The following is a 22,628-nucleotide window of genomic DNA, read 5'->3' on the forward strand; positions in this document are numbered from 1 at the left end:
TTATGAAAACCAAAAGACTATCCCGCAGAGATTTTATCCTCAACAGTACTATTGGCGCAAGCGCGTTGCTGCTTGGCCCGGCTCTTTCTGCGCTTGCCTTAACTAAACCCGATAAACGGCTGGGTATTGCCTTGGTAGGTTTGGGTGGTTACAGCAGCGGGCAACTGGCCCCGGCGTTGCAGCATACTAAAAACTGTTACCTGGCGGGTATAGTTACCGGCACGCCTGCCAAAGCCAAAAGCTGGGCGGCAAAATATAGTATCCCGCAAAAGAACATTTACAATTACCAAAATTTCGATAACATTGCCCGTAACCCGGATATTGATATTATCTATGTAGTGCTGCCGGTTTCGATGCATAAAGAGTACACCATCCGTGCGGCACGAGCGGGCAAGCATGTAATATGCGAAAAACCTATGGCCCTTAATGCTGCTGAGTGCCGCGAAATGATAGCCGCCTGCAAAAAGGCAAACCGTCTGCTGTCAATAGGTTACCGCTTGCATTTCGAGCCGCACACGCTGGAGGTAATGCGCCTTGGGCAAAAACAGGTATTTGGCAAAGTAACCAAAATTGATACCGGGAATGGCTTTACCTACAACGGCGACCCCAACGCCTGGCGACTTAAAAAGGCTATGGCGGGTGGTGGCGGTTTAATGGATATGGGTATCTACGCCATACAGGGTGCGCGTTATACGCTGGGGCAGGAACCAATTGCCGTTAAGGCCACCCAGCAAAAAACCAGGCCGCAGCTTTTTAAAGAGGTTGACGAGACCGTTTTTTGGGAATTAAAATTCGCCGGAGGACAAAAAGTTACGGGCAAAAGCAGTTATAATAATGATTGGAGTTACCTGCAGGTTGAAGCCGAAAAAGGGAATTTTGAATTGCAGCCCGCCTACGGGTATAATGGTTTAAACGGCAAAGTAAACGGTAAACCCATGCATATCCCTAATATTATACAACAAGCTGCCCAGATGGACGATTTTGCCACCTGCGTACAGCTTAAAAAGCAAAGCCGCGTTTCCGGCGAAGAAGGTTTAATGGATATGAAGGTTGTTGATGCTATTTATCGTAGTTTAGATAGTGGCCAATGGGTGAATATTGTTTAATGCCCAAGCCTGAACGACATCCCTAGAAAGAACCCGCCAAAGCTATAATTTAGGGGCGCGTAATATTTAGGGCGAAGTTTATTTATCCCCTTGCCAAAATTAGTAGTGCCGTACCCGAGGTAAACGCAACAAAGTTATATTTGGAATCGAGGAAGTTAACTGATGGTGTTATGTCCCTAACGCCAATCACAAACCCGCTTTTCGCTTTAGAAATTTGAATAAAAAATAAATTAATAAATAAGGTTAGGAAGATGGTACGCATACAAATGCATGTAATAGGTTAGACAGATATAATCACCTAAAACGAAAGGTAAATGAAAGCTATACGATTACTATATTTACCTCATTAAAACAACCCATGTACCTAAAACGAATAATATTAATGGCGCTGATACCACAACTGATAGCCGCGTTTAGCTTCGCGCAAAAAGTGCCATATGGTAAAAATGCCGCTGTGGGTAAGTATTACGATGTGCGCGGTATAAAGCTTTATGTGGAGGAATACGGCAGCGGTGAACCTTTGCTGATGATACACGGTAATGGTGGCGATATGAGTGCCTTTAGCGAGAATGTGCCTTGCTTTGCCAAGAAGTACAGTGTGATTTTGGTGGATAGCCGTTCGCAAGGTAAGTCAGTAGATACTAACCCATTCATCACCTTTGAGCAAATGGCCGATGATTTTGCCGAATTACTACATGTACTGCATATTAGCAAAGCGTATGTATTAGGCTGGAGCGATGGTGGTATTAGTGCTATTTTAATGGCCGTGCGCCACCCGGATAAGGTAATAAAGTTCGCATCCACAGGGGCTAACGTTACGCCAGACGCATCCAGCTATGCCGACCCTAATGGCTGGCCGGGTTCCAAAAATTATTACGAGCAAAACAAGAATAGGAAATGGCGCACCGCCAAAGAAAGAAATGCCTGGAAAATGTTTATGCTGGATTGGGAACAACCCAATATTAAACTAACCGAACTGCATAGAATTAAATGCCCCGCGCTAATTATAGCCGGCGATCATGATGTGATAGCAGATAAACATACCCGCCTTATCCAGGCCAATATCCCAGGCTCGCAGTTGTGGATCGTAAAGGATTCGGGCCATGGTACATTGATAGAACATGCTGATACGTTCAATAAAAAAGTCGACGCGTTTTTTCAGCATAAATAGGCCTTGGTCATTTCCCATTCAAAAAAGATGTTTAAACACCTTTTTTATTATCCCATATCAAACCTTTATCTATATTTGACTTATTAAAATATCAAACTGAAAAAATTTAAACCATGAAAAAAATCTTAACCTTTGCTGCTACTGCATTATTTATGCAAACCGCATTTGCCCAAAGCACCTGGAAAGCTGACAAAGCACACTCACACGTTAAATTTACCATCACCCACCTTGCAGTATCTGATGTTGACGGTACATTTAAAGATTTCGACGCAAGCATCGTTGCTGCAAAACCTGATTTTAGCGATGCTAAATACACATTCTCTGCAAACGCGGCATCTGTAAGTACTGATAATGACAACCGCGACGGTCATTTGAAATCTCCAGACTTTTTTGATGTTGCTAAATTCCCGAAATTAAATTTTGAGAGCACAAGCGTTAAAGCTGCAGGTACAAACAAATACAAAGTAACCGGTAATTTAACTTTACACGGTGTTACCAAACCGGCTGTTTTAGATGTTGTTTACCGTGGTACCATCACCAACCCAATGACTAAAGGCCCTGACGCCGGTTTCAAAATTACAGGTACAATCAAACGTTCTGATTTTGGTTTCGGTGCTAAATATGGCTCACCAATGCTTAGCGACGAAGTTGAACTTAACGCAAGCGGCGAATTCTTGAAACAATAATTCTCCCCTAAATAAATTGAAAAGGCGGCTTTCACTATTGAAAGCCGCCTTTTTTATGGGGTGAAATTTTTTAGATGCGTTTAAACGTAAGCGTTTTGCCAATAAATTTGTAGTGCCAGTACCCTTTTACTTTAAGCGCGCCCTCTTTATCAATATAGGCAGATGAGTTCCATAATTTGCCATGCTTTGCATCATATATCATTCCATCTTCCCAACTGTTGGTTTGCTGGTTGTAGGTAAGTTTCTCCAGCACATTCATGCCTAAAAGTTTGCGGGTACGCAGGGTAGGGTCGGGGTTTTTCTCGTCTGTCCAGTAATCAAGCTCTCTGCTATCGTCGTGGTCATCAAACCACACAATTTTTGCTTTAAATTCCATGCCGTCTTTATAAACCTGCACTATTAACCTGTCGTCATCAAGTTTCCATTTACCGCAAACTTTCTCAGCAGCTGCCGCAGATGTTACTGGTATTTTTACAACAGGTGTATGGTAATTTGTACTACCAACAAGCATTAAAGCCACAAAACTACACAAAAACACATTTGCCATATTGGTGTCAATTTAACAACACAATATAGGCAATAGTAATGCCAACTTTACAAATTATTTTTCAGAATAATTAAACAAATTTATAGTATCCTGTTAAAAGTCATGGTTTTACCTAAGAACTTTATTTTCCAGTAACCTTTTACTTTTAATAAACCTGTTTTGTCGATACCGGCGGCAGCACTCCAGTATTTACCGCTTTGTACTTCGTAGATCTTGCCGCCTTCCCATGAGTTTGACGATGCATCATATTTTAGGTCCTCTACCACATTAAGCCCAAGTACCTTACGATTGCGCAGGGCGGAGTTGGGGTTTTTAATATCGGTAATGGTTTCCATGGGTTTGGTTTTGGAAACCCCGCCGCTAAACCAGATGATTTTTGCTTTAAAAGTATTTTTGTATGGATAAACCTCAACCGTTAAGTTTTTTTCGCTGGATTGCCATTTGCCGCAGATGAGATTGGCTTTGGCGGCCTCATCGGGGTTGATGGTTTTAAAAGAACAAAGAACGGTTAACAGTAAAATAAAAACGTAGCGCATAAGGGGATTTAACTGCTATTTTAAATAGCTTTAACAATAACGCATAAATACGTAATTGTTTGCAATGCCCCAACGAAAACGTAATAGTTGAATTATTGAAGGCTAAAAGCTGCATCTGCCATGTAGTTTATATATTTGAGATGTAAACCAATAATTACTTTTCTACCAGTATGAAAAAACTGCCACTGCTGCTTCCTTTGCTTGGGCTTGCCTTGTCTGCATCGGCACAACAAAAAAATATATACCACAAGGGCTGGGTCGATTTTAATAAGAACGGCCGCATGGATGTATTCGAAGACCCGTCCCAAAACATCGAGAAACGCGTTAACGATCTGTTAAGCCAGATGACCGTAGAGGAGAAAACCTGCCAAATGGCTACCCTTTATGGCTACAAGCGTGTGCTAAAAGACGAAATGCCCACCGCTAATTGGAAGAACGAGATTTGGAAGGACGGCATCGCCAATATCGACGAAGAGCTAAATAACCTTACCTCCAAAACCGACGATGCGCCTACACAATATTCGTATCCCTTTAGCAAGCATGCATTGGCTATAAACACCGTGCAAAAGTGGTTTGTAGAAGAAACCCGCATGGGCATCCCGGTCGATTTTACCAACGAGGGAATCCACGGCCTAAATCACGACCGTGCTACCCCGCTGCCGGCACCAATAGGCATTGGCAGCACCTGGGATAAAGCTTTAGTTAGGCGAGCCGGCCAAACCGTAGGCCGGGAGGCAAAAGCCCTTGGCTATACCAATGTTTATGCGCCGATACTTGACCCCGCCCGCGACCAGCGCTGGGGCCGTGTGGTAGAATGTTATGGCGAAAACCCCTTCCTGATCGCCGAAATGGGCAAGCAAATGGTACTGGGCATCCAGGAAGAGGGCGTGGCATCAACCCTGAAACATTATGCCGTTTACAGCGTTCCCAAAGGCGGCCGTGACGGTAGCGCCCGTACCGATCCGCATGTTGCCCCGCGCGAGATGCACCAGATCTATCTTTACCCGTTTCGCAGGGTGATACAGGAAGCACACCCGATGGGGGTGATGAGCAGCTACAATGATTGGGATGGCGTACCCGTTACCGGTAGTTATTATTTCCTGACGGAATTGCTTCGCCAAAAGTTTGGTTTCCAGGGATATGTGGTGAGCGATAGTGAGGCGGTAGAGTTCCTGTTCTCGAAACATAAAGTAGCCATTAATTATAAAGAAGCCGTGAGGCAGGCGGTAGAGGCCGGGCTTAATGTGCGTACCAATTTCACCCCGCCTCAAACTTTTATTTTACCCCTGCGCGAGCTGATCAAAGAGAACAAGATCTCGATGAAGGTAATTGACTCCCGCGTAGCGGATGTTTTGCGGGTAAAGTTCCGTTTGGGTTTGTTTGACAGCCCTTATGTTAAAGACCCAAAAGCGGCCGACAAACTGGTACACACCGCTGCCGATGCCGAAATGAGCCTGAAAATGAACCGCGAAAGCATGGTGCTTTTAAAGAACGAAAACAACCTGTTGCCTCTTGATAAAAGCAAATACAAAAATATACTGGTGACTGGCCCGCTGGCGGTAGAGAGCAATTATACCATTAGCAGATATGGCCCGTCGCATAATAAGATCATCAGCGTGCTGGAAGGCGTTAAAAACTATGTAGGCACCGCCGGCAAAGTAAGTTACACCAAAGGCTGCGATATGGTGGATGCCACCTGGCCGGAGAGCGAGATCATCGAAACGCCGCTAACCGCGCAAGAACAGGCCGGTATCGATTCGGCTGTGGCGCAGGCAAAGCTAAGTGACGTAATTATAGCCGTTGTGGGCGAGGATATCGATAGGGTGGGCGAAAGCCTGTCGCGTACCGGGTTAAACCTGCCGGGCCGCCAATTAAAGCTAATCCAGGCTTTGCAGGCTACGGGTAAGCCTGTTGTTATGGTGATGATAAACGGGCAGCCGCTCACCATCAACTGGGAAAATAAATATGTGCCCGCCATTTTAGAGGCGTGGTTCCCCAGCGTACAAAGCGGGCAGGTAATTGCCGAAACCTTATTTGGCGATAATAATCCCGGCGGAAAACTGCCTATTACGTTCCCTAAGAGTACCGGTCAGCTGGAGTTTAATTTTCCGTTCAAACCAAATTCGCAAGCGGGCCAAGGCGGCCAAAATAGCTGGGGGCATACCAGCGTGAATGGTGCGTTGTACCCGTTTGGCTACGGCTTAAGTTATACCAAATTTGAATACAGCAACCTTACTGTATCGCCCGAAAAAGGGCAGTCGCAAGGCGATGTAACCGTTACGGTAGATGTAACCAATACCGGCCAGCGCAAAGGTGACGATGTGGTGCAGCTATACCTGAAAGACGACATCAGTACCGTTACCACCTACGAATACGACCTGCGCGGCTTCGACCGTGTAACCCTTAACCCCAGCGAAAAGAAAACCGTAACTTTTACCCTGCACCCAGATGACCTGGCCCTGCTGGACAAAAACATGAACTGGACGGTTGAGCCCGGCACCTTCCAGGTTTGGATAGGCACATCATCGCAGGATATTAAGCTGAAGAAGAGTTTTACGGTAGAGTAGGGATGAATTTGGGATAGAGAACGCCCATTCAGGTGTCCACGCTTATAATTATTTAAGCGTGGACGATTAAATAATTGTTGCTTCAAGCGGATGACGCTTGAAGCGGCGGGTGTCATTACATATATTTGCTATCATGCCAAAACGTTTCGACTGGACACCATCTGCTTATTCAACTATGGAAAACATTATCACCCGCCGGGCTACCGTGGCTGATATGGACACGCTGCTTCAATTTGAGCAGGGCGTGATCAGCTCCGAGCGGCCGTTCGACCCAACTTTAAAGGAGGGGCATATTAACTATTATGATCTTAACGAGCTTATCATCGCCCCACATATCCAACTTGTAGTTGCCGAACTTAACGGCGAGATTATCGGCAGCGGCTACGCCCGGATCGAAACTTCTAAGATCTACCTGCAACATCCGCAGCATGCCTACCTGGGTTTTATGTATGTGTTGCCCCAGCACCGTGGCAAGGGCATAAATAAATTGGTTATTAATGCGCTAAAGGAATGGTCGGTGCAGCAAGGGATAACCGAATTTAGATTGGAGGTGTATTTCGGGAACGTGGCTGCTATTAAGGCTTACGAAAAAGTAGGTTTTAACAGCCACATGATAGAGATGCGCATGGGGCTTTAGGACATTTGCCTACAACAATAATTAAAATTTTAAAAAGTTTAGTAACTTATTGTAGTTTCGTGCTTTATTTATAAATTTATAGCCGAATACAAACCTAAACTATTTAAAGGCAAGCATATACCGAATGGAAATTAAGAGTAATGGCGTAAAAAGCGGATGGTTAAAAAATATGATCATTAAGCGGCTGTATTTTGATAAGGCAATGTCGTGTGCCGCGTTAAGCCAGCTTTTTGACAAGAGCATCCCCTCAATAGCGAAAGCAATAAACGAACTTATAAAAGAAGGTTTTGTGGTAGAGCAAGGCTTCGCCCCTTCAAGTGGTGGCCGCAGGCCGTTGATGTACGCCATCAACACCAACGCCATGTTTATATTGGCGGTGGCTATGGATCAGTTGTCTGCCCGCATCCAACTGATCGACCTGAATAATAACCCGGTTGCCGAAATGGCTACGGTGGAGTTGAAACTCCACAATAATGATAATGCCCTTGCTGAACTGATTAGCCACCTGAATAATTATGTGGAAGAAAGCGGCATCTCTAAAAAGAAAATTGCCGGTATTGGCATTGGCATGCCGGGCTTTATCAACGCTGTAGAGGGCATCAACTACACCTACCTTGATGCCGGGGGCGAGAGCCTGAGTAAATACATCACCAAAGAAATAGGCATTACCACCTATATTGATAACGATAGCAGCCTTATTGCCCTTGCCGAACAAAAGTTTGGCATTGCCCGCTCGCAGCAAGAAGTAATGGTGATAAACCTGGGCTGGGGTATAGGCTTAGGGATGATCATTGATGGTAAGATCTTCCGCGGCTATAATGGCTTCGCGGGTGAGTTGAGCCACATCCCGCTTTCAGACAATGGCGCACTTTGCTTGTGCGGTAAACGTGGTTGTTTAGAGGCCGAAGCATCTATGCTGGTAGTTGCTGAAAAAGCCGAAGAAGGCATTAAAAAAGGCCGTATAACCAGCCTTAAACCACATAACGGCCAGTCTAAATTAATGGGCGAGGACCTGATGGAGGCCGCTAACCAGGGCGACCAGTTTGCTATAGAATTGTTGACAGATGCAGGTTACAAAATTGGCAAGGCGCTGGCTATACTGATTCATATCATGAACCCGGCAAACATCGTGTTAAGTGGCCGCGGTGCAAAAGTTGGCAAGATTCTAATGGCGCCCATACAACAGGCCCTGCATAAATATTGTATCCCCCGCCTCTCCTCAGGCACCGAATTATTAATATCTTCATTAGGTTTCGACGCCGAACTTATTGGCGCTGCCGTATTAGTGATGGAGAACTTTGATAAAGAAGAGCAGGCGAGGTAATAAAAAATAAGTTTACAGCCTATGAAAATACTTTTGCTGGGTGCTACAGGCCGAACAGGCATACTTATTTTAGAGCAACTCATTCAACGTGGGCACAGTGTGAACATACTGGTAAGAGATAGGCGAAAAGTGAAGTTGGATTCTGAGGCAGTTAATGTTTTTGAGGGTTCTACACTTGATATAAACCTACTTGGCACAGCAATGAAAGGCTGCTGTGCAGTTATAAGTGCCCTTAATATATCGCGCAAAAATGATTTTCCATGGTCTGCATTACGCACGCCACCTAACCTGCTATCGGCTACCATGAAAAATGTTATTAAGCTTCTCGGTCAGTTTGAAATAAAGCGTGTTATTATAATTTCAGCCTGGGGAGTAAACGAAACCCGAAAAGATATACCGGCATGGTTTAGGTTGATAATTGACAATAGTAATATTGCACCTGCATATACAGATCATGCCTTACAAGAGGCCACGCTTGCCGCAACCGACCTTTATTGGACGGCTATCAGGCCGGTAGTCTTAACCAATTTTAGCACAAAAAAGGTTAAAGTAAGCATCGGCAATAAGCCTAAACCTGGTTTGTTGATAAGTAGAAAGAGTGTTGCCACCTTTGCTGTTGACATCCTGGAACAAGCGGAATTTATAGGATTATCGCCTGTTATCTTTAATTGAAATTACCTATTTCGTATTATAATGCTTTACTCGGGTATGCACTAATGCCACGTGATTCCACACCCAACATTCTCTTTAAAAACTGTTTTGTTATCTTGCCATGGCATAACCAATAAATAAACATCATGAACCCAAAAGTTGATTTTTATTTTAATAAGGACAAAAAATGGCAACCCGAGGTAAATAAACTGCGGTCGATCATGCTGGATTGCGGGCTTACCGAGGAGTTGAAATGGGGCTGCCCGTGCTACACCTACCGGGATGATAACATTGTACTGATCCACGATTTTAAGGAATACTGCGCGCTGCTATTTTTTAAAGGCGTTTTGCTGAACGATACCCACGGGATCCTGATTCAACAAACGGAGAATGTACAAGCTGCGCGACAGATCAGGTTCACCGGTCTTGAACAAATTGTTGAGCAGGAAGCTATTATAAAAACCTATGTTTTTGAAGCCATTGAAGTGGAGAAAGCCGGGCTACATGTAGAAATGAAAAAGACGGCCGACTTTATCTTTGCCGAAGAATTTCAAACCAAACTGGACGGTAGTGATGAATTACGGAAAGCTTTTGAAGCTTTAACACCCGGCAGGCAAAAAGCCTATTTGCTGCATTTTGCGGCACCCAAGCAAGCCAAAACCCGCGAGGCAAGGGTAGATAAATGCATCCCGCAAATTATGAATGGTAAAGGCTTGAACGATTAGTTAGATGGTGTTTATCAAGATACGATGTCGCCGTATTTATCCAGGTGTGTTTGGCAATTTCGGCAGGTTGTGCCACCCCATAAAAATTGCTTGCCGCTTTTGGGTACACGCACAACAGGCTGTAGGGTTTGGCATACCGGGCAGTTTACACGGTTTAAATTAATGCCCCATTTAGATTTGTTCCTGCCGGCCCTTCTAACCCAGATAACAAGGCCAACTACAACAATAGCGTAAATAACAAGTTTAATCATTTTTGGATTTCTACTGTATTAAAGATATGAAATATATCGTAACGTTTGTTTTGTCAAAATCAGTTTGGTTTTTGCTTAAAACAGCTGTTTTAACTCATCAAAGTTGTTAATGGTAGCAACCTGCCCGTTTTCCACTACACCAAAACCGTACGATGCAAATATGAAAGGTACGCCCGCTTTGCTTGCGGCTTCGTAATCGCCCATGGTATCGCCCACATAAACTGGTTTTTTAAGGTTGTGGTCTATAACAATATCACTTATGTTATCTGCCTTGGGGTTGCCCTTGGTGCCGTAGCATTGGTGCGCCAAAAAATAGGAGTGCATGTTATGCAGATCAAGAAAGAGTTCGATATATCCGCTTTGGCAGTTGCTTACAATGTAAAGCTTGTAATTTTTGCCCAGGTAGGTAAGCGTATCAGCAAGATTTGGGTACAGCGTGCCACCTTGTTTGTGCAGGATCTCCAGCTCACTAACCGAGCAAAGCTGCTTAACTTCCTCCCGCTGTTCGTGGCTTAAAAACGGAAACAGTTTTTCGAAGATCTTATCATAGGTCATCCCGGTGATGGAACGAACCCGCTCGCGGGTCATTACCTCGTTAGCCATATAGGGCGCCTGGTTAAGGGCTGCCTGCCATGCGCCGGTTATGGTATCGGTACTATCCCAAAGGGTGCCGTCAAGATCAAATATGATGCTGTCGTATGTGTTTTTTAAGCTATCCATTGCTGCGTTTTGTGCCGCAAAAGTAGCAGATTATTTTTAGCGGACAGTCGCAAAAATGTAATTAGTAAATGGGGAACTCACCAATACCAAAAATGATAGACATGATTGGAACGGCTAAAAGGAAAAATACCCTCGCCTGTTCTACCTTGTCAGATTCGCCTTTTACAAATACGTGGTTAATGTCGGTTAATATAGTGTTGATCGCGTTTTTCATGGTAAACAGTGTTAATTGTGATTGCTGTAATTATGACTATGCGAGGGGAGGTAGGGTTTAATTGGGAAGTAAAAAATTAAAAGATGAAAGAAAGAGCGGAAAGCGGGGTAATGGTTGAACCTTTAGTCACGCAGAGAGGTCTTCGAGAAGCTCAGAATAACAAAAAAAAATTTCATTTCGAACGAGGTACGAGGAGAACCGACCGAAAGTAGCTCATCGTAGATAAATTTTGTTATACCTGCAAAGTTCGCTCATCGTATCTAACAAGATTTCTCACTATCGTTTAAAATGACATCGGATAAAAGATTTACCTACCCATTCTCGTACAATACCGTATTATGGATATTCCAATCCTCAATATCTATCAAGCCCGGTTGGGTTTGATAGTGTAAATCATCAGCGGGGCATTTAACTACATATTCGCTCTTGCCAATAAGGGTTATAATAGGGCGTTCGCCGCATTGTTTACAGGGTTTGCAATAAATAGATTTGGGTATTGTAACATAGCCCTTCATATATAATAAACGGAGGTTTTATTCCTTAAAGTTGTGAAATTAGTATTTTTTTTTATTCCTGTAAAAACTTATTTGAGGTTGTTATTTGGCGTCGTTTATTTCTATCCAATAACCATCAGGGTCCTGGATGTAAACTTGCGATACGCCATCCACACGGTGCTCTACCTGGCTGGCAACACCTTTCCAGTTGCTGTAGGTGATCTTTTTTTCTTTAAGCGTGATAATAAATTTGGTGATAGATGGCACGCTGAAACAAATATGATCGCCAATAAGTTTTGGCGCGGTTGAGCAATTGCCCTGTATAATGTGCATAGCAACGTTAGGCGCAATGTTATACCAGGTGTGTACGGTATCTTTAAACGGGTTGGGAATTATTTTAAGGCCTAAAACAGAGGTGTAAAAGGCATTGCTTTTTTTAAGATCGGCAGAGCATAGGGCGGCGTGGTTAAACACAGCTTGTGCATTGCTTGTAAGTGGGGCGCTTAGCAAAAGCATTGCAGCTATTTTAAAGGCACGGTTTTTTATTTGGGTGTAGTTTAACATATTTAGGGATTGTTAACAGGTGATAAATATACACCTTATGTAATACTAAATTAATGTTTGCTGATATTTAATTGTAAAAACAACAGCTAAACTTTTGCATTGGTTCGTATATTTATTTTATCAATATATACCCTATGAACACCCAACCTGTAAATAGTAAAGCCATAACTACCTGGAGCGCGATTTTAGCATTGCTTACCTGGTTTGCTATAGGGCTGCAGTTCTACTTATCTATAAACGCCTATATGGCAAAAGGCCGCACATTAGGTGGGGCAGTGGTTGAGTTTTTTAGCTTTTTTACGATAGAAAGCAATATACTGGTGGCATTTGGCCTCACGGCGGTGGCATTAGGCGGGTTTAATAAAGGGTTTTTCTCGCGGGCAAGCGTACTTACGGCTACGGCGGTTTATATCACTATTGTTTGCCTGGTTTACAACTTAGTATTACGCAGCGGCTACAACCCGCAAGGGTGGGATAGGGTGGTGAACGAGCTTTTACATGCTATTTGCCCGCCGCTATTTATATTGTTTTGGCTGGTATGTGTGCCTAAACAGGGCATCACCTATAAAGGCGCGTTGCCATGGTTATGGTTCCCGTTTTTTTATATGGTTTATGTGCTGGTACGGGGTGCCATCTACTGGATTTATCCATATTTTTTTATGAACGCTACCATTTTTGGTTACCCGCGCGTTGCCTTAAACTGCCTGATGCTGATGGTAGTTTTCCTGGCCTTTGATATGCTGTTCGTTTGGCTGGCAAAGCTGATGGCTAAACACAGGGCTGCATAGCCTATCGCTCAAAAAACTTCTTCATTCATCAGAAACTTGCTTTGTATTAACTTAGTGATACTGCCTGCCGTGAATTAAACTTTGCATTGCCGCTGTAGTTTAACTTATAACAAACACGATTTAGCATATTAAAAACATAGAAATTATGAAAAAGGAAATAGTGAGATTGTTAGCGTTATTAATATTACCGCCGCCCGGTGGTTGTTTGCCAAGTATATGTACGCCAGGCTTACCGCCGCACCGTGGTGGTGAACCGGCCTTATTACTACCGCGCATATACCAGGCGTGTAGTGGTTAGGCATTAATCATAAAATAATTAAGCCCTCCTGAATTTTCAAGGGGGATTTTTATGTGCTATAACCAAACAAAATTGGCTGTCAATGTTTTTTACATCCTAATTACCTTTCCTTTTCTATATTGCATGCCAAACAAATATTTTAAATGCACAGAGACGGTTTCCTTAAAGTTTTCCTGGTTATATCGGCCATTACTTTGTTGATGGATTGGTACGTTTTTAACGGACTGCGTACCCTTACCGCCGACTGGCAGAGCCGCCCGGTACGGCTTATCCTCATCTGGGGTTTCCTGCTGATATCTGTTGGGGTAACCGTAGTGTTTTTGGCAGGCTTAAATAGCCTGAGTAGTGCTAAAGGGATGACCCCCTTCCACGAGTGGATGCTAAGCTTGTTTCTTACCTTTTTTATAACCAAACTGGTATTTGTAATAGTATTATCACTGGGGGACCTGGGCCGATTTATAACCGGGATTGTACACGCCGTTACTAAGGATGGCAAAACGGGCGAGTTCGTATTTCCATCACGTCGTAAATTCATCAGTGAGATAGCTATCCTGCTGGCCGCTATCCCGTTTACCGCGTTCTTTTACGCCATGCTGCGCGGCAAGTACGATTATAAGGTACACCGCCAAACCATATTTTACGATGAGTTGCCCGAAGCTTTTGACGGCTTTACCATCACTCAGTTATCTGATATCCATTCCGGTAGTTTTGATAACGTAAAAGCCTTGCAGCGCGGTATCGACCTGGCTAAAGCCCAAAAATCTGACCTGTTCGTTTTTACCGGCGATTTGGTAAACAATGCCGCCTGGGAAATTGAACAATATATAGACCGTTTTGGTGCGATAAAAGCGCCTTTCGGCCAGTTCTCAATATTGGGCAACCATGATTATGGCGACTACATTGCATGGGAGAGTGAGCAAGCCAAGCACGATAACCTTGCCAAACTAAAACAACACCACGCCGAATTAGGCTACCGTTTACTACTTGATGAGAACGTAGTGCTTGAAAAAGGGGGACAAAAAATTGCCCTTGTCGGGGTAGAGAACTGGGGCGAAGGCTTCGTGCAAAAGGGCGACCTTGACCGTGCCCTTAAAGGCGCTGATTTGAACGCCTTTAAGATCTTATTATCTCACGACCCCACTCACTGGGAAAAGAAAGTACGCTACCACCCGGTGGATGTACATTTAACCTTATCTGGCCATACCCATGGTGCGCAATTTGGTATAGAAGCCGCCGGCCTGAAATGGAGCCCGGTTAAATACCGTTACCTGGATTGGGCAGGCCTTATCAATAACAAAAACCGCTACCTGTACGTGAACCGTGGTTTCGGCTTCCTGGCATTCTCGGGCCGCCTCGGTATTTGGCCGGAAATTACAGTTATAACTTTGAAGAAGAAGCGTTCCGTTTAGTGATTGGTAAGTAGTTTCACTTCACCCGCGTGTCATTCCGAGGTATGAAGCAATCTCTTTGCTATACAGAGCGGCTCTGCCTATGTAGAGATTGCTTCGTAACTCGCAAATACGGACTTTTTTTAATCTTGTCTCTTACCCCTAAAAGTCCTGCTTCTTTAATTCAACCACTTCCCAAACTCGTAAAACTTTTTAATGCTGATGCCCACCTTGCTGCCAACGGGATGTTTGCGGCGGGCGTAATTGATAACGCGGAGGCTAACCTCCTCGCGTTCGATGATGAGTTCTTCGAAAAAGCCTTTGAAGAGCACCTGCTTTATCACCCATTTTGGCCCCATGCCTAATGCGGTTATGGTGATATGCTCGGAATATATGACCACCGTACCACGTTTGGATTTGATACCGCAAACTTTTGCCTGTGCTGTGGTTAGTTCGCTGCAGCTGACTAAAATTTTGGCAGTATAAAGTAATTTAGGGTCGTGATAAAGCGTTTCGGGGGCGCCATATTCTACAATTTCGCCCTCTTTTATTACGATGAGTTCATCTGCCATCGAGAGCAATTCCGCAGGGTCATGCGATACAAGGATCACGGTAACGCCCCATTCTTTTACGATCTGGCGGATATCGTGCTGCAGGCTTTCGCGGTAGGCAGCATCAACCTGGTTAAAGGGCTCGTCCAGCATCAGCACTTCCGGGCGGTTGATGAGGGCTTTGGCGATGGTGACCCGTTGCTTTTCGCCGCCGCTTAGTTTACCAAAGGGCTGGTCGCGCAGTTCGTATATACCCAGCAAGTTTAGCGCCTGGGTGGTTTTTTGGATCTTGTAATTGGCATCCTCGGTAGGCAGGCCACGGCCCACGTTTTCCCACACGTTGGCGCCTATGTCCATATCGGTATTATCCTGGCTTACCATGGTAATGGCAACCTGCGCGGCCGTGAAATTGGCCGTACGTACGGGCAGGGGCTGGCCATGGAAGAACACATCGCCCGAATCGGGTTTCATAGCGCCGGATAACAGTTTAAGCAGGCTGGTTTTACCGCTGCCGCTTTCGCCCACAATGGCGGTAATTTTACCTTTAGGTATAAAAACGGTGATATTATTAACCCCGGAAGATTTATCGCCAAAAAAGTTTTTGGTAACCGATATGGTTTCCAGTATCAGATCGTCGTTCATTATTATTCTCGGGCGTATGATTGTTAACTTTTTTCAAACCTAATCTATAAAACGGTATCAGCCAAAAAAAAGTGGAAATCAAAAATCCTTGTTGATACGATGGGTACAATAGTATAGTAATTTCCAACTTCGCAAACAATTCGCCCTAAACCGGCATTCACATATAAAATCTATCATCATGAATAAAATCATCGGAATAGTACTTATTGTTATTGGCGCGGCAATGTTGATCTGGACGGGCTTTACTTACACCAAAAAAGAAAAAATTGTAGATGCCGGGCCTATCCAAATCTCGGCCGACAGGCAAAAAACCGTTAACTGGCCTCCATACATGGGCGGGATATTGTTAGTAGGCGGGATTGTTATTGTGGCCACTTCTAAAAAAGCCTAAACCTGCCGTATATTAGCGGTAATGGAACCAAACATTTGTCGAAGAATTAAGGCTACGCTAAAAAAATTGTCATGCTAAACGTATTGAAACATCTATTCGCCGCTATGCAAATCGTTTGTGCAAAGTTCGCTAAAAATTCCTTCGCTATCGCTTGGGGTGACAGGATACAGTTTAATGATAAATAAAAGACTGCCATCCCGGTTTGTTAGCTACCAAACCAGGCTCCACACCGTAAATATTAACCTGTCACAGCCGTATTTAGTGTGAGATGCCCTCCTCCGGCCGGTGGAAGGCACGACAGTTATCTTCAATATTATATCAGCCTGCCATTCTCGATAGCATCCTGCAAAACAGCGACTTTAAATTTTGGCTTGTAGCAATAACCCGCCATTTTTTTAACCCACGGGCGCTGGTAATCAAACACCGATTTAAGCATCCGCACCCTTGCCGACCCTTTTGGGTAGCCATATTTGTACCAGCTAAATTTTGAATTGTCGATGTTGAAATGTTCGGCAAACTCTGCCAGGAAAAGGTCTATTTCTATATCGTAAATATCAAGGTCGAGGTCTACACTGGTGTTGGGGTGCAGCTGCGAGGTATCAAACCGGCTTAACTTGTACCGGTTACAGTAGTTGATGATAAAATCTTTTAACTGTGGTTGAATTTGGTCCATAAAATCCCTTAATAGTTATCTAAAGGACACTGCTTTTTGGCCGGCGTTGCATGTTAAAAATAAAAAAAATCGATTAAAAAAAACACGGTAGGATTTTTGGCCATATCTTACATCAATAAAGAGTTGATTAATTGGTTGTGCTATAAAATTCTTAAAAGTTACTTTCCTATATTTACGGTATAACATTAAATGCGATTTAACCAGATGTTAGAAACAACAAAGCCACCTGCAGAGATATTAAAGGCACTGGAAACAGCGCCAAACATTTACCTGGTATTATCTCCCGGTCTGTACATCCTTACCGCCAGCGATCTTTATTTAAAGGCAACTAAAAGCACCCGCAAAGCTATAGTTGGTAAACATATTTTTGAAGCCTTTCCCGCTAATCCCGATCTGCCGGATGCTGATGGCGTGCAAAATATAAATGCATCGCTGCAGGAAGTATTGCGTACCAAAAAGCCGCATTACATGCGCATACAAAGGTATGATGTGCCTGATATAAGCAACCCCGGCAAATTTATACAGCGATACTGGGACCCAAGCCACACGCCGGTGTTGGACGATAGCGGCAATATTTCTTACATTATACAGCTTGCGGCTAACGTTACCGATAAGGTCCTTACCGAACAGGCCCTTGAAAAAAGCCGCTTGCAGGAGCAGGAATCATTAGCGCATGTAAAGGAACTTAACGAAGCCCTGGTTTCTGCCAATAATCAACTACGGCAAACACAGGGCAACCTGCACATTTTAAATGCCGGGCTGGAAGAAATAGTGCACAGCCGCACAAAAGAACTGGCTATTAGCGAGGCTAAGTTTAAATCGTTGATCATGCAAAACCCCATAGCCATGCAGGTTTACCGGGGCGATGACATGACCTTCGAAATAAACAACGATGCCATGCTGCAGTTTTTGGGTAAAACGGCCGAAATTAATGGTAAAACCCTGTTTGAAGGTGTGCCCGAAATTATGGGCCAGCCCATAGTAGATAGCCTGTACCATGTTTACCATACTGGCGAACAGCTGGATATCACAGCAATGCCTGTAATGATACACCGTAACGGGCACGATGAACACGGCTATTATAATGTAAGCTACAGGGCGTTGTATTATGATAGTAAAATTACCGGTGTGTTGGGGATAGCGATAGATGTTACCGCCCAGGTTATTGCCCGCCAGGCGCTGGAGGAAAGTGAAGAAAAACTTAAAGTTGCCATTGCGACCGGCAGGATGGGTACCTGGAGTATCGAATTGGATACGAAGCAGATAACGATGTCTGATTTTGTGAAGGACCTGTTGGGTATCCCTGCGGATGAACCGGCTACGGTGGAAAAGATAATGCAGGCCATTGACCTGGAATACCATAGCGACATCAACAATGCGCTAAAAGATGCTGCCGATAACCATCAGGCATGCGATATTGAATATGCCATCCGGAACTTACAAACTAACGAACAAAAATGGGTGCGGGCTACCGGTAGGGTATTCCCGGGGTTGTACGGAAAGTCGGCCCAGTTTACGGGGATGTTTATAGATATTACCGAGCAGAAGAAGGACGAACAGCGAAAGAATGACTTTATAGGTATGGTAAGCCACGAATTAAAAACACCGCTTACATCACTTAAGGCATACCTGCAGGTTTTAGAAATTAAGGCGCAAAAAAACGATGATACGTTTGTGATGAATGCCCTTGGTAAATCTAACAACCAGGTAAATAAAATGACCACCATGATCAATGGTTTCCTGAATGTTTCGCGCCTGGAATCTGGCAAGATCCATATCAGCATACAGCGCTTTGATATGGCCGGCCTTTTTAAAGAGGTTGAAGATGAATCGATAGCAACCATTGCCAACCACAAGGTAGTATTTTCCCCCGTCGACGAGTTATTTGTAAATGCCGACCGCGATAAAATAGGACAGGTTATTAACAACCTGATCAGTAATGCGGTAAAATATTCGCCCCAGGGTAGTACTATCCATGTAGCGTGCCAAGTGGCGGATAAATGCGCCCGAGTATGCGTTAAAGATGAAGGGATGGGGATCTCGGCAAAGGATATAGATAAATTATTTGATCGCTACTACCGGGTAAATAACAATACCAATATTTCTGGTTTTGGTATTGGCCTTTACCTGAGCGCCGAAATTATAAACCGCCACAAAGGCAAAATTTGGGCGAAAAGCGAAATTGGCAAAGGGTCTACGTTTTGCTTCAGTATCCCCTTTAATTAAGATACGTCTTTATAGTTAAACCAGCTTCTCCAACTTATACATTTCTACAGGCTGCCTCAAAATGCCGTTCCGCTCGGTAATATTCAGCGGGATAATTTCGCCGGTTTTGGCGTAGCCGCGGCGTTCGTACCATTCCAGCAGCTCGGTGCGGGTGGTAATAACCGTCATGGTGATGATGTGGTAATTGATGCTTCGTGCATAATCTTCAGCAGTTTCTAAAAGTTTGCGGCCAAGCCCGCCGGCTTGCAGGGTAGGCGATACGGTAAGCATGCCAAGGTAAAGGTTGTCGCTACGTTTTTGCAGGTAAACACAGCCTGTTATTTGGTTGTCCTCATTCGTGTTTTTTAGGATGATGGCTTTCGGGTCGTCCATCTGCTCAATTAAGCCGTCTGCGTCTATGCGCTGCCCATCTATCAGGTTAGCCTCGGTGGTCCAGCCTTTTTTGGAAGTTTCGCCACGGTAGGCCGAATTTATCAACACAACAAGTTCGGGAACATCAATAAGGGTAGCAGGAGTAATAGCCATGCGGCAAATCTATTAAATCGAAACAAAAAAAAGTGACATGGTGAGATTGTCAAACCATATTTGGAAGTATAGGTCTTCGATAGGCTCAAACTGATAAGCGTATTTTACAAATTCCGGTAATCTTCCCGCACGGGGCTAAACACATCTATCAACCGGCAATCGGTAATAGCCAGGCCGCTGTGCCTTACGTTTGACGGGATCACCGCAAACATGCCGTTATCCAAAACCTGCACCTCGCCATCAACCGTAAGCTGAAACTGCCCCTCCAGCACTAAAGACATTTGCTCGTGCACATGCTGATGATCGGGCACGCTATTGCCTGCCTTTACCTCTATAAAATTGATCGTATTGTTGGCAGTATGGATGAGTTTTGAGAAAAAGCCCGGGGCGATTTCTTTAGTGTCGATATCAGTAAATTGGCGAAAGTAAGTGGTATTCATAGGTGGTAAAATACAAAAAAGTGGTAAGTAAAAGAGAAGAAAAATATTTCAATCAGTAAAATCCTACAAATCCCGGTATTATCCAACTATATACTTGCTCACGGGCAAGTACGATAATATCTTGATGCCGAGATACGTCACCAAAAACGTGCTGATTGCCAGAACCGGTATCACCAACACCACATCGTGCAGCCAATTGTTAATGATGGGGAATAGCGGCACCAGCACTAAAATATGCGCAAGGTACATGCCATAAGTAAGCCCGGATACTTTAGCCATGAAGGTTTCTATCGGGGCACTTTTAAAGCTGATAACGCGAAATATCAGGAACATACCCGTTGCCATCATAGCCACGTTGATGGTTGGGAATGCCCATGACAACTCCAGTTCGGGTAAATCTTTAGCGAATGGCAACTGGTGGTCAAATACCACGTGGGTGATGATGTAGCCTATAACCAGTAACACTGCCCCAACTGCAAAGCCACCCCATTTAGAGATAGTAACATGCCCCTTAATGTAATTGCCAAGTAGCAGGTAGCCGATGTAGCCCGAAAAATAATACCCGCTATGGTATTTGTTCCAGAAGCACTCGCCCCAAACTTCGGGTGTGATGGTTTTGATGTAGGGGAAGCACAAGGTAATAACCCATATCAGCAAAAAGAATTGTTTAAACCGCTTGGATGCCGTTTGTACCCACGGCGAAAATATGGGGATGAACAGGTACACGCCAATAAACATATATACAAACCACAAATGCCCTGCGCTTGGCGCAAAGTTAATGGGAATCATGAACAGATCGTGCCACATCTGGTCGGGTTTGGTATTGCCCATCAGGAAGGGTATTATGGCGTACATCACGCTCCAAAACAAAAAGGGGATAAGCAGGCGGCTAAACCTGCGCTTGTAAAACTGGCTGCCGGTTTCTTTTATAGGCAACAGCAAATAGCCCGAGATCATCACAAACAATGGCACGCACGACCTCATAAAACTGCCGTAATTGTTTACCCAAACATGGTTGTCGCGCACAATACTACTATTGTCGCCGATGTAAAAAAACTCGCCCGAGTGTACCAGGAGCACCATAAAGCAGGCAAAAATTCTTAATACGTTAAGGTAGGCAGTTGGGCTACTTTTAAAAACGGCAGGGGCTTGTATGGTGGGCATAGTTTATTGTATGGCGGCCTAATTTATATAAAACACGTGTAATTATGTACATATGTTAAAACTTAGCCCCAATTTAGGCGTTTTACAAATACATCGTATTTAGCTATGGCATTTATTGATTATTATAAGATCCTGGGCATCAGCAAAACCGCTACTGATAAAGAGATCAAGAGCGCGTACCGCAAAATGGCCCGCAAGCACCACCCCGACCTTAACCCTAACAACGCCGAGGCCGAAAAACAATTTAAGGAAGTTAATGAGGCCAACGAGGTATTAAGCGACCCTGAAAAACGGAAAAAGTATGACAAATATGGCGAGAACTGGCAGCACAGCGAGGCCTATGAACAGCAATCTAGGCAGCAAAGCCGGCAGCGTAACCCTGGCGGCGGCGGTGGCTTTGATTTCGGCGGTGGCGGCGGCGATTTCTCCGGGTTCTTTAATTCGATGTTTGGCGGCGGCCCTCCAGGGGGAGGTGGCGGCAGGCAGCAGGCTCGTTATCGCGGGCAGGATATGAATGCCAGCCTGAGCCTGGATCTGCGCGAGATCCTGGAAAGTAAAAAGCAAACCATTACCGTTAATGGCAAAAATATCCGGCTTACCATTCCTGCGGGGATTGCCGACGGCCAAACTATAAAAATTGCAGGGCATGGCGGCGCAGGCAGCAATGGCGCACCAGCCGGCGACCTTTACCTTAAGTTCAACATCCCCGAGGATGCCGAGTTTAAACGGGTAGGTAGTGATTTGTACTGTAACATCAACCTTGACCTGTACACAGCCGTATTAGGGGGTGAAATTACCGCCGATACCCTAACGGGCAAAGTGAAGCTAAAAGTGGCACCCGGTACGCAAATAGGCAATAAGGTGAAGCTTAAAGGTAAGGGCGTACCTGTTTATAAAAATGAAGGCCAGTTTGGCGACTTGTACCTTACTTACAACGTGCAACTGCCAACCAACCTAACCGATAAGCAAAAAGAGTTATTTGAAGAACTGGCTAAATCATAAACCATATGAGGACCGAAAATTTAATAACCGTAAACGATTTTTGTGTGTACCACAATGTGGAATATACATTTGTAGACTATTTGGCTGACGCAGGGATGGTTAAAGTGACCACCGTTAATCAAACCAATTGCATCCCGCTGGACGAGATCCAAAAGTTAGAACAGCTGGTGCGCCTGCATAACGAGTTAGAAATTAACGAACCGGGCATTGCAACCATAAATAATTTGTTGCAAAAGTTGGAAGATATGGAACAGGAAATGAGCGTTTTACGCAGTAAACTGCGCCTTTACGAAGGGTAACCGTTAAAAAAGAGTAGATTTTTATTAAACCATGGTACAATTATGGTG

At 44.3% G+C, this 22,628-nt stretch carries 26 protein-coding genes; 14 read left to right on the forward strand and 12 right to left on the reverse strand.

Going from position 1 to position 22,628, the window contains the following annotated elements:
• Positions 1–2 precede the first annotated feature (2 nt).
• The 3 genes from NAF17_RS11955 to NAF17_RS11965 all read left to right on the forward strand — a co-directional run bounded on the left by NAF17_RS11955 (position 3) and on the right by NAF17_RS11965 (position 2,963).
• Entirely contained in the window at positions 3–1,106 is a 1,104-nt protein-coding gene (locus NAF17_RS11955; RefSeq protein ID WP_252758220.1) for a Gfo/Idh/MocA family protein, read from the forward strand.
• A 382-nt stretch (positions 1,107–1,488) separates the two neighbouring features.
• Complete coding sequence (locus tag NAF17_RS11960) at positions 1,489–2,277, forward strand: alpha/beta fold hydrolase (RefSeq protein WP_252758221.1); 789 nt, start codon at positions 1,489–1,491, stop codon at positions 2,275–2,277.
• Between the two features lie 113 nt (positions 2,278–2,390).
• Positions 2,391–2,963: a YceI family protein gene (locus tag NAF17_RS11965; RefSeq protein ID WP_252758222.1), complete on the forward strand. Its 573-nt coding sequence runs from the start codon at positions 2,391–2,393 to the stop codon at positions 2,961–2,963.
• Positions 2,964–3,033: 70 nt separating this feature from the next.
• Here the strand turns inward: NAF17_RS11965 and NAF17_RS11970 are convergent, their stop codons facing one another.
• Together NAF17_RS11970 and NAF17_RS11975 are read right to left on the reverse strand one after the other, a co-directional pair.
• A complete protein-coding gene (locus NAF17_RS11970; RefSeq protein ID WP_252758223.1) occupies positions 3,034–3,510 on the reverse strand; it encodes a DUF2147 domain-containing protein in 477 nt (158 codons plus the stop codon).
• 80 nt (positions 3,511–3,590) lie between these two features.
• A complete protein-coding gene (locus tag NAF17_RS11975) occupies positions 3,591–4,046 on the reverse strand; it encodes a DUF2147 domain-containing protein (RefSeq protein WP_252758224.1) in 456 nt (151 codons plus the stop codon).
• Between the two features lie 170 nt (positions 4,047–4,216).
• On the opposite strand from NAF17_RS11975, the gene NAF17_RS11980 reads away from it, so the two are divergent.
• The 5 genes from NAF17_RS11980 (at position 4,217) to NAF17_RS12000 (ending at position 9,950) form a co-directional block, all read left to right on the forward strand.
• A complete protein-coding gene (locus tag NAF17_RS11980) occupies positions 4,217–6,613 on the forward strand; it encodes a glycoside hydrolase family 3 N-terminal domain-containing protein (protein WP_252758225.1) in 2,397 nt (798 codons plus the stop codon).
• A 133-nt stretch (positions 6,614–6,746) separates the two neighbouring features.
• Positions 6,747–7,250 (forward strand): GNAT family N-acetyltransferase, encoded by a 504-nt coding sequence (locus NAF17_RS11985; protein ID WP_252758226.1) that lies wholly within the window; start codon positions 6,747–6,749, stop codon positions 7,248–7,250.
• A gap of 124 nt (positions 7,251–7,374) precedes the next feature.
• A complete protein-coding gene (locus NAF17_RS11990) occupies positions 7,375–8,574 on the forward strand; it encodes an ROK family protein (RefSeq protein WP_252758227.1) in 1,200 nt (399 codons plus the stop codon).
• Between the two features lie 21 nt (positions 8,575–8,595).
• Positions 8,596–9,246, forward strand: a complete 651-nt coding sequence (locus NAF17_RS11995; RefSeq protein WP_252758228.1) for an NAD(P)-dependent oxidoreductase — start codon at positions 8,596–8,598, stop codon at positions 9,244–9,246.
• 125 nt (positions 9,247–9,371) lie between these two features.
• Positions 9,372–9,950, forward strand: coding sequence for a YdeI/OmpD-associated family protein (locus tag NAF17_RS12000; RefSeq protein WP_252758229.1), 579 nt, complete (start codon positions 9,372–9,374; stop codon positions 9,948–9,950).
• A 14-nt stretch (positions 9,951–9,964) separates the two neighbouring features.
• Here the strand turns inward: NAF17_RS12000 and NAF17_RS12005 are convergent, their stop codons facing one another.
• The 5 genes from NAF17_RS12005 to NAF17_RS12025 form a co-directional block, all read right to left on the reverse strand.
• On the reverse strand, positions 9,965–10,201 hold the full coding sequence (locus NAF17_RS12005; RefSeq protein WP_252758230.1) for a hypothetical protein: 237 nt from the start codon (positions 10,199–10,201) through the stop codon (positions 9,965–9,967).
• Positions 10,202–10,276: 75 nt separating this feature from the next.
• Positions 10,277–10,921, reverse strand: coding sequence for an HAD family hydrolase (locus NAF17_RS12010; RefSeq protein ID WP_252758231.1), 645 nt, complete (start codon positions 10,919–10,921; stop codon positions 10,277–10,279).
• 61 nt (positions 10,922–10,982) lie between these two features.
• Entirely contained in the window at positions 10,983–11,135 is a 153-nt protein-coding gene (locus NAF17_RS12015) for a hypothetical protein (RefSeq protein ID WP_252758232.1), read from the reverse strand.
• Positions 11,136–11,446: 311 nt separating this feature from the next.
• Positions 11,447–11,650, reverse strand: a complete 204-nt coding sequence (locus NAF17_RS12020) for a hypothetical protein (protein WP_252758233.1) — start codon at positions 11,648–11,650, stop codon at positions 11,447–11,449.
• Between the two features lie 81 nt (positions 11,651–11,731).
• Positions 11,732–12,193: a VOC family protein gene (locus NAF17_RS12025; RefSeq protein WP_252758234.1), complete on the reverse strand. Its 462-nt coding sequence runs from the start codon at positions 12,191–12,193 to the stop codon at positions 11,732–11,734.
• Positions 12,194–12,327: 134 nt separating this feature from the next.
• Here NAF17_RS12025 and NAF17_RS12030 point away from each other — a divergent pair, with 134 nt between their 5' ends.
• Positions 12,328–12,981 (forward strand): Pr6Pr family membrane protein, encoded by a 654-nt coding sequence (locus tag NAF17_RS12030; protein WP_252758235.1) that lies wholly within the window; start codon positions 12,328–12,330, stop codon positions 12,979–12,981.
• A 441-nt stretch (positions 12,982–13,422) separates the two neighbouring features.
• Positions 13,423–14,688, forward strand: coding sequence for a metallophosphoesterase (locus tag NAF17_RS12035; protein ID WP_252758236.1), 1,266 nt, complete (start codon positions 13,423–13,425; stop codon positions 14,686–14,688).
• 158 nt (positions 14,689–14,846) lie between these two features.
• Here NAF17_RS12035 and NAF17_RS12040 read toward each other — a convergent pair whose 3' ends face one another.
• Entirely contained in the window at positions 14,847–15,860 is a 1,014-nt protein-coding gene (locus NAF17_RS12040) for an ABC transporter ATP-binding protein (RefSeq protein ID WP_252758237.1), read from the reverse strand.
• A 178-nt stretch (positions 15,861–16,038) separates the two neighbouring features.
• Between NAF17_RS12040 and NAF17_RS12045 the strand changes: the two genes are divergently transcribed.
• Positions 16,039–16,251 (forward strand): hypothetical protein, encoded by a 213-nt coding sequence (locus NAF17_RS12045; RefSeq protein WP_252758238.1) that lies wholly within the window; start codon positions 16,039–16,041, stop codon positions 16,249–16,251.
• Positions 16,252–16,564: 313 nt separating this feature from the next.
• Here NAF17_RS12045 and NAF17_RS12050 read toward each other — a convergent pair whose 3' ends face one another.
• Positions 16,565–16,924 (reverse strand): DUF1493 family protein, encoded by a 360-nt coding sequence (locus tag NAF17_RS12050; protein ID WP_252758239.1) that lies wholly within the window; start codon positions 16,922–16,924, stop codon positions 16,565–16,567.
• Between the two features lie 204 nt (positions 16,925–17,128).
• Here NAF17_RS12050 and NAF17_RS12055 point away from each other — a divergent pair, with 204 nt between their 5' ends.
• Positions 17,129–19,150: a PAS domain-containing sensor histidine kinase gene (locus NAF17_RS12055; RefSeq protein WP_252758240.1), complete on the forward strand. Its 2,022-nt coding sequence runs from the start codon at positions 17,129–17,131 to the stop codon at positions 19,148–19,150.
• A 15-nt stretch (positions 19,151–19,165) separates the two neighbouring features.
• Here the strand turns inward: NAF17_RS12055 and NAF17_RS12060 are convergent, their stop codons facing one another.
• From NAF17_RS12060 to NAF17_RS12070, 3 genes are all read right to left on the reverse strand, one after another.
• Positions 19,166–19,675, reverse strand: a complete 510-nt coding sequence (locus NAF17_RS12060) for a GNAT family N-acetyltransferase (protein ID WP_252758241.1) — start codon at positions 19,673–19,675, stop codon at positions 19,166–19,168.
• A gap of 104 nt (positions 19,676–19,779) precedes the next feature.
• Positions 19,780–20,115 carry a cupin domain-containing protein gene (locus NAF17_RS12065; RefSeq protein WP_252758242.1) on the reverse strand — a complete coding sequence of 112 codons (336 nt, stop codon included), beginning with the start codon at positions 20,113–20,115 and terminating at the stop codon, positions 19,780–19,782.
• 78 nt (positions 20,116–20,193) lie between these two features.
• Positions 20,194–21,279 carry an acyltransferase gene (locus tag NAF17_RS12070; protein ID WP_252758243.1) on the reverse strand — a complete coding sequence of 362 codons (1,086 nt, stop codon included), beginning with the start codon at positions 21,277–21,279 and terminating at the stop codon, positions 20,194–20,196.
• A 105-nt stretch (positions 21,280–21,384) separates the two neighbouring features.
• Between NAF17_RS12070 and NAF17_RS12075 the strand changes: the two genes are divergently transcribed.
• Both NAF17_RS12075 and NAF17_RS12080 read left to right on the forward strand, forming a co-directional pair.
• Positions 21,385–22,281, forward strand: coding sequence for a DnaJ C-terminal domain-containing protein (locus NAF17_RS12075; protein WP_252758244.1), 897 nt, complete (start codon positions 21,385–21,387; stop codon positions 22,279–22,281).
• Between the two features lie 5 nt (positions 22,282–22,286).
• On the forward strand, positions 22,287–22,580 hold the full coding sequence (locus tag NAF17_RS12080; protein WP_252758245.1) for a chaperone modulator CbpM: 294 nt from the start codon (positions 22,287–22,289) through the stop codon (positions 22,578–22,580).
• Positions 22,581–22,628 lie beyond the last annotated feature (48 nt).

Source organism: Mucilaginibacter aurantiaciroseus (assembly GCF_024055595.1).
In the GTDB taxonomy this organism is placed as follows: Bacteria; Bacteroidota; Bacteroidia; order Sphingobacteriales; family Sphingobacteriaceae; genus Mucilaginibacter; species Mucilaginibacter aurantiaciroseus.